The 4,144-nt window shown below is 55.8% G+C and carries 4 protein-coding genes and 1 pseudogene; 1 reads left to right on the top strand and 4 read right to left on the bottom strand.

Translation table 11 applies throughout. From position 1 onward, the window contains the following. The 4 genes and pseudogenes from RR842_RS12390 to RR842_RS12375 form a co-directional block, all read right to left on the bottom strand. Positions 1–193: pseudogene (locus RR842_RS12390) on the bottom strand (hypothetical protein); the annotation flags it as partial. Positions 194–306: 113 nt separating this feature from the next. Continuing rightward, a complete protein-coding gene (gene rpsI / locus RR842_RS12385; protein ID WP_332513204.1) occupies positions 307–699 on the bottom strand; it encodes a 30S ribosomal protein S9 in 393 nt (130 codons plus the stop codon). Between the two features lie 3 nt (positions 700–702). Further along, the gene (gene rplM / locus RR842_RS12380) at positions 703–1,137 is read right to left on the bottom strand and encodes a 50S ribosomal protein L13 (RefSeq protein WP_332513206.1); all 435 of its coding nucleotides are present in this window, start codon (positions 1,135–1,137) and stop codon (positions 703–705) included. A 377-nt stretch (positions 1,138–1,514) separates the two neighbouring features. Then, a complete protein-coding gene (locus RR842_RS12375; protein ID WP_332554241.1) occupies positions 1,515–2,069 on the bottom strand; it encodes a TetR/AcrR family transcriptional regulator in 555 nt (184 codons plus the stop codon). 148 nt (positions 2,070–2,217) lie between these two features. Between RR842_RS12375 and RR842_RS12370 the strand changes: the two genes are divergently transcribed. Beyond that, a complete protein-coding gene (locus tag RR842_RS12370; protein WP_332521742.1) occupies positions 2,218–4,128 on the top strand; it encodes an MFS transporter in 1,911 nt (636 codons plus the stop codon). Positions 4,129–4,144 lie beyond the last annotated feature (16 nt).

Raw genomic sequence — 4,144 nt, 5'->3', positions numbered from 1 at the left:
GGCCTGAACGATGCCGAACGAAAATCCCTGGACAAAAGCCGTCGCCAAGAAGCAGCGCGGCGATAACCGTGCCGATCACACCGTGCAGGATAGTCGCCCCCGAGCCTAAGTCTCCCAACGCGCGGCCCCACTCCACATGCAGACAAGCCGTTCCCGCACCCATGAGCAAGCCGCCGAGTCCGGCAGCAACCACCTATCCCATCAGGAAGCATCGATCGGCGTTTTCTCACGTAAACTGCCTATTGTACACACAACGGAAAAGGGAGCCCGTAGGCTCCCTCCCAAACAGTGCCGTAGATTCGCAGCTTAGCGCTTGCTGAACTGCGGGCGCTTGCGGGCCTTCTTCAGACCGTACTTCTTGCGCTCGACCATACGGGCGTCACGCGTGAGGTAGCCGGCCTTCTTCAGCTCGCCGCGATAATCGCCAGCAGCAAGCAGGGCGCGGGCGATGCCGTGGCGCAGCGCGCCGGCCTGACCCGCGATGCCGCCGCCATTGAGCGTGGCGACAACGTCGAAATGATCCGCCGTGTCCGTTACCTTGAACGGCGTCAGCGCGTAGTTCACCAGAGCCTCGCGACCGAAATACGCCAGAGCGTCGCGGCCGTTGATGGTCACCTTACCGGTGCCAGGAACGAGACGCACGCGAGCGACGGCGTTCTTACGACGGCCGGTGCCGTAGTACAAAGCTTCACCTGCCATGGTTTAACCCTCCATCTTGATCTCGCGCGGCTTCTGAGCCATATGCGGATGCTCGGCACCCGTGTACACCTTGAGCTTCTTGCCCATGGCGCGACCCAGCGTGTTCTTCGGAAGCATGCCCTTGACGGCGTGCTCGATAACGCGCTCGGGATGCTTGGCCATAGCCTCGTTGAAGCTTTCGGACTTCAAGCCGCCGGGGAAACCGCTGTGGCGGTAATAGCGCTTGTCCTCAGCCTTGTTACCCGTCACGCGGATTTTGTCAGCGTTGATGATAACAACAAAGTCGCCGGTGTCGACATGCGGGGTGTACTGCGGCTTATGCTTGCCTTTGAGGATATGAGCGGCCTTCACGGCGACGCGGCCCAGTACCTGGTCCGTGGCGTCGATCAAGACCCATTCGCGCTCAACTTCCTGAGGCTTCGCGTAATACGTCTTCACTTCTGCTTCCTCCAATAATCTTTCTGCCAAACGTCGCGCGTACACGACGTCGGGGTTCCGTTGCACACGCTTCCGGGTGGCTCCTTGCAAGCACGAAGCTTGGCGCGAAGCTGGCCGTTGCAGATGCAAACGGGGTGTCGGTTTTCAAAAGTGCAGGTCGATATGGATGCCGGGTTCCTACGCCAGCGCGCGACTTCAGGTCTGGACTCCTTCGTTCGCGCTTCCACGCTCCACTGCATACACGGGGCTTTTGAAAGCGAACCTTTGCAGTTTAGCGCGGACGCATTCGGGAAGTCAACGAAAAACCTTGTTGTTCCGGGCGATCTGCACAAATGAGCCGCCAAGTATGCCAAAAATACGTATTCAAACTGATTCAATCAGATTAGAGGATCTGTGTAATAGCGGCCTTGGAGGATGTCCGAGATGATCCGCGCGACGGCATGGTCGGAAAGAGGCTCGTCATCCATAACCCAAGCAAGGAGCAGATTCGTCAGCCCTCCTGCTAGAAAGGCATCGGCATACCCGCGCGTACGCCGCGAATGTGCAACCTGAACTCGCTCGGTTGCGATAGAGATGACGCGAAGAAGCTCGTCTGACACCGGCCCATCAAGACCGTTGCGATACAGAAGGCGAAGGAATGCGCGGTCTCTTTCGAGCGGAAAGAGCAAGTCGCGAATGATATCGGACAAATCGACGCAATCACGATCATCGATGTCCTCGAATCCGCGTCGCAGTTTAATGCGCAGAAACATGCGGATGACTTCGTCTTTGCTTGCAAAGAGCTGGTAGAATGTCTGCCGCGACACACCAGCTTTCGCACAAAGTTCCGTAATGGTTATCTTCTGATAGGCGCAAGATTGCATTAACTCGTACAACGTCCAAGCCAAGGCGCGCTGAGATTTAAGGGCCGATGGATTTTTTCCAGAATACATGACGGATTCCTCGCTTTGTCAGGTTAAGGACTTCAAACGTTTTGACGCGACGACGAGCATCCGATAAAGTCTAACAAATGTCAATGTTATGGTTACCTGACGGCGCCCTCGAGGGCGCCGTTGCTATCGAAAGGAACAGTTCGCCGTTATGCATCAAAAAGCTCACTCTCGTTTTATTGTTACTCTAGCAGTGTTGCTGTGCGCGAGCATAGTGGGCTACCTGTCTCAGACCATCTTCGCAACGGGGTTGCCCATTTTCATGAGCGAATTCGCTATTGATGCCGGCATGGCACAATGGGTATCCACCTCCTATTCCGTTGTTCTGGCCGTAATGATTCCTCCCACCGCCTATATCACGCATCGATTCACCACACGCCAGGTAGTGCTCAGTTCCCTCGCACTGCTCACCATCGGGTCGGTGGCGGGATTCTTTGCACAGAATTTCGCCGTACTCGTAGTAGCGCGCGTCCTTCAGGCAGCAGGAACCGGCGTTTTATATCCCTACCTTCAGATTGCCATTTTCAAAGTACTCCCACAGCATCGCTGGCAACTGGCTATGGGCATCGTTGGCCTGATTGTCTGCGTAGCACCCACCATTGGTCCGACTTTGGGTGGAATACTTATCGATTCATACGGTTGGCGTTTCGTGTTCGCTGCGCTGACAGCAACGAGCTGCATCATGGCTGCAGTCGCTTTCGTCGCAACACGGAACTTAACGGACACGACGAAAAACACGCTCGATTTCACCTCTCTCGTACAATCGGTCGTCCCCTGCGTGGGCATCATCGTTTCGTTTTCCAATATAAGTTCGTTCGGCATCGCAAGTCCACTCGTATGGGTGCCGCTTGTCATCGGTGTGTTGACCGCAATTTTGTTCGTACGGCGCCAACGTCGGCTCGCTTCCCCCTTCCTCAATTTATCGGTATTCAAAAATCTCCCTTTCAATATCGGAACGCTCCTTAACGCACTTATGAACTTCGTCAGCCTAGGAATCACCCTGGTAGTGCCCATTTATGCGCAAAGTATTTGTGGTTACTCCGCATCGCTTTCCGGTATGTTGTCGCTTCCGTCGGCAATTGCGATGGCTGCAGGCAGCTTGCTGGGGGGAATTCTTGCGGAGAAAATAGGGGTGCGTCGCGTGACTTTGGTCAGCAGTGCAACTCTGTGCGTAGGAATGGCTGGCATGGCGTTTTTCGATTTTGGAACGCCAATATGGGTAATCATGCTTTTCCAGGCACTGCGCGGCCTGGGTCTCGGTTTGTCAATGCAGGTTCTAACAACCTGGTCTCTGGCGGCTGTGGATGATTTAGTGGAGGATGCCACATCGGCGAGCAGCACGCTTAAACAGATAGTGGGTGCAATGGGCTCGGCTGTTATGGCCATGCTGTTCTCGCTGTTCGCAGGTGGAACCATTCAGGCAAACGAAGCGTCAGTCGTAGCTTTTCAGATGATCAACTGGGTTGGCTTCGGCTTGTCCGTCGTCTGCTTGGTAATAGCGCTCGTATTCGTGAAGAGCCGGGTGGCGAACGCGAAGACGCAAGCAACTCCGAAAACCCCTTCTCCCATCGAATTTCTCATCGATCGAAACCCGCTATCCATCTCCGCGAACGCAACCGTACCCGAGTTGGTTGAGCTTCTTGCAACCAACAAGCTCAACGGCGTTCCCGTGCTGGGTGCCGAAGAGCACGTTGCAGGATTTGTGACGGATGGCGATCTGCTCAGCTTCACGGGCGCACATGTTGCACACACGGTCGATGCCACCTACGAGGTGCGCGAGGTGCACGACTCTCAGACGTTCGCCGAACGCTGCGGCTCTCTCATGCAGTTGCAGGTAAAGGACATCGCCACAAGAAACGTAGTCTCAGTCGAACCAGATGCGACCGTGGACGAGGTATTCGCCGTCTTGAGTAAACGCAAGATCAAGAAGATCCCCGTCATCGACCAGGGTCGGCTGGTGGGCACGATCAGCCGCGACGATGCGGTGCGCCACTTGATGGACGTCATGGTCACCCTCGGCGCGCGGGAGCAGGACACGCAAGAGGCGCACAGCGTTCATTAGCAGAGCAACGGCGGCG

The organism is Gordonibacter sp. (assembly GCF_036667095.1).
In the GTDB taxonomy this organism is placed as follows: domain Bacteria; phylum Actinomycetota; class Coriobacteriia; order Coriobacteriales; family Eggerthellaceae; genus Gordonibacter.
This window is presented reverse-complemented; position numbering and strand designations above follow the sequence as displayed.

What these genes read in the sequence shown, in the direction of transcription:
- RR842_RS12370 (WP_332521742.1), top strand. Translation starts at nt 2,218, where the DNA reads ATGCATCAAAAAGCTCACTCTCGTTTTATTGTTACTCTAGCAGTGTTG.
- rpsI (WP_332513204.1), bottom strand. Translation starts at nt 699, where the DNA reads ATGGCAGGTGAAGCTTTGTACTACGGCACCGGCCGTCGTAAGAACGCC.
- RR842_RS12375 (WP_332554241.1), bottom strand. Translation starts at nt 2,069, where the DNA reads ATGTATTCTGGAAAAAATCCATCGGCCCTTAAATCTCAGCGCGCCTTG.